At 63.5% G+C, this 1,139-nt stretch carries 1 protein-coding gene; it reads right to left on the bottom strand.

Annotated features, from left to right (window positions below):
- On the bottom strand, positions 1-1,139 hold a 1,139-nt coding region (locus tag EOA85_RS35760; RefSeq protein WP_164760151.1), incomplete at both ends, for a thiamine pyrophosphate-dependent enzyme.

Genomic DNA, 1,139 nt, shown 5'->3' with positions numbered 1-1,139 from the left:
GGCACAGCACCGCCGCATCGGCAACCTCGCCGCAATTGCCGCAGCCGACGCAGCTCTGGTCGATATGCGCCACCGGATCGTCGCGCAGCGGATCGTCCAGCGACTTCACCGACAGCGACGGGCAGCCGGAAAGCCGCATGCAGGCATGGTCGCCGGTGCAGATGTCCTCGTCGACGCCGAATTTCGGCTTGACGATCCTTTTCCCGCCCTTGATCGCCTTGTCGACCAGCGGCTTTTCGCGGCGCTGCCGGTTCAGCATGCATTCGGACGAGGCGACGATGACTTTTGGGCCCTTCTCGTCCGTCGTCAGCGCCTCGCGTAGCGTGTCCTGCATCTTGGTCACGTCATAGGTGCGGTCGATGTGGCGCAGCCATTTGACACCCATGCCCTTCACCGCCTCGGTGATCGGATGCTTGGTCGATTTGGACTTGTTGCCGGCGCGGGATGAAAGAATGTCCTGCCCTCCCGTCGCCGCCGAATAGAAATTGTCGACGATGACGATGACGCCGTCGTTCTTGTTGAACACGGCGTTGCCGATCGACGAGGTCAGGCCGTTGTGCCAGAAGCCGCCGTCGCCGACGAAGGAGATCGACCGGCGCTTGGCATCGGGCGAATTGAACGCTGAGGCCGAGGCCGGCCCCAGCCCGTAGCCCATGGTAGTAGCGCCAAGCTCGAAAGGCGGCATGATCGAAAACAGATGGCAGCCGATGTCGGAGGCGATGTGGTGCTTGCCCAGCTCCTGCTCGACCAGCTTGGTGGCGGCGAAGATCGGCCGTTCCGGACAGCCGACGCAGAAGCCGGGCGGACGGCCCGGAACGACGTTGATAAGGTCGGCGGTATCCAGCCCGTCGCCGATCTTGTTCGGCGCGCGGACTTCGCCCGGCAGCAGGTGGGGGATGGTGGCGCGCAGGAACGATCCGATGCCGTCGAGCATGACCTGGCCGGTGTATTCGCCAGCCATCGGCAGGTGCTCCTTGCCGACGAGTTTCGTGCCACGCCCGGCCTTGTGCAGCATCGATGCGAAAGCCTGCTCGATATAATTGGGCTGGCCTTCCTCGACGACGAGCACAGCGTCCTTACCCTCGCAGAAGGACAGGAACTCGTCGTCGATCAAGGGATAGACGGCATTCAGCACGTAG

Source organism: Mesorhizobium sp. M5C.F.Ca.IN.020.29.1.1 (assembly GCF_003997375.1).
GTDB lineage: Bacteria > Pseudomonadota > Alphaproteobacteria > Rhizobiales > Rhizobiaceae > Mesorhizobium > Mesorhizobium wenxiniae.
Note: the sequence above shows the minus strand (reverse complement) of the source record. Positions and strands in the feature narration are given on the sequence as shown.